Raw genomic sequence first — 1,235 nt, forward strand, 5'->3', positions numbered from 1 at the left:
TTCGCGGGTAATCGTCTGGCCCGGACTAAACGTACCGTCCGCATATCCATTGACGATACCTGCTTGAACCGCTGCCTGAATCGTTCCTGCGTGCCAGTCGGTCGAGGCTACATCCTGGAAGGAAGCTGTTCCTGTAGTGGAAGACAGGCCCAGAGCACGCACTATAAGTGCCGTGAACTCTGCCCGAGTGACCGGAGCGCTCGGAACATACGCATGTTCCGAACGGCCGCTGACAATCATTTTGGCCGCAAGGGATTCCACGTCCTGCTTCGACCAATGCGATGCGATATCCTCGAATGTAACCGCATGTTGCAGCACCAGATACGTGCTGTTAGAGCGGCTATAAATATCTACTCCTTGTCCGTTCACCTTGAATGGAACCGGAGTATAGACATTTCCCGTTGGGCCATCCAGTCGTACCACTGCGAGACTAGATGTTCGTTCTGTAGGTTGAAGGCTGATCGTACGCTTCACGTAGGAGTTGAACGTATCCAGCGTCAGCGTCTTGCCATTGTCGGACTTCACAGTGACGGTATAGTTCACTGCCTGCAATGCACGATGGCCTTTGGACGCCGCTAGTTTAAGTGCCTCAGCATCCAGATGAATCTGAATCACAAGCTGAAGGCTGCTTGCATCTGCACCCGCCTGAGCTGCCAGCGCTTGCAGATTGACCGCATTCTGCGGAAGCTCATAGCTGCCGTATGGCGTTACTACCGCCAACACCCGCGCTTGATTCTGAGCAATCCATGCTCGGAGCGCTTCGTTGTCCAGCGTAATTGTTGAAGATTCGAATGGCTGCGTGCTGGTTACCTCTATTGTGACTCTTCCATTGGCAGGCTGCTTCAGAGCTTCCTTCATCGCTGCTCCGGTAACACTGCCTGTTGCTGCTCCATTCTCTACCTTTGCCTGTACCTTCACCTTACCCGGTTCAACAGGAACGGGGGTTCCTGGACCAGGATTGGAAGGAGTTGACGGATTGGTTGGCGGCGTGGACGGTCCTGGGCTACCTGGATTTTCCGGGTTGCCTGGGTTGCCTGGATTACCAGGGGTGCCCGGTTCCTCTGGAAGCGCTGCGCCCTTCAAATCGACGATTCGTCCTTCGACCGCTGAGGTTTCGGCTGTGATCGTCCCTACCTTTTTCACATAGTTCGAGAATACTTCATAGTCAGGGATATAGAGCAGATTCACACGCCCTTCATTATAGGCCTTCTCCAGCGGCGCATAGAAGTCTCCAC

The 1,235-nt window shown here is 54.1% G+C and carries 2 protein-coding genes; one reads left to right on the forward strand and one right to left on the reverse strand.

The features are described from left to right. Positions 1–720, reverse strand: a 720-nt coding sequence (locus ACFRAK_RS29100; RefSeq protein ID WP_394573213.1) for an S-layer homology domain-containing protein, incomplete at its 3' end; no start/stop codon positions are given. A 43-nt stretch (positions 721–763) separates the two neighbouring features. On the opposite strand from ACFRAK_RS29100, the gene ACFRAK_RS29105 reads away from it, so the two are divergent. Next, on the forward strand, positions 764–1,147 hold the full coding sequence (locus tag ACFRAK_RS29105) for a hypothetical protein (RefSeq protein WP_394573214.1): 384 nt from the start codon (positions 764–766) through the stop codon (positions 1,145–1,147). Positions 1,148–1,235: the final 88 nt, after the last annotated feature.

The sequence above is a fragment of the Peribacillus sp. NPDC056705 genome, assembly GCF_043656335.1.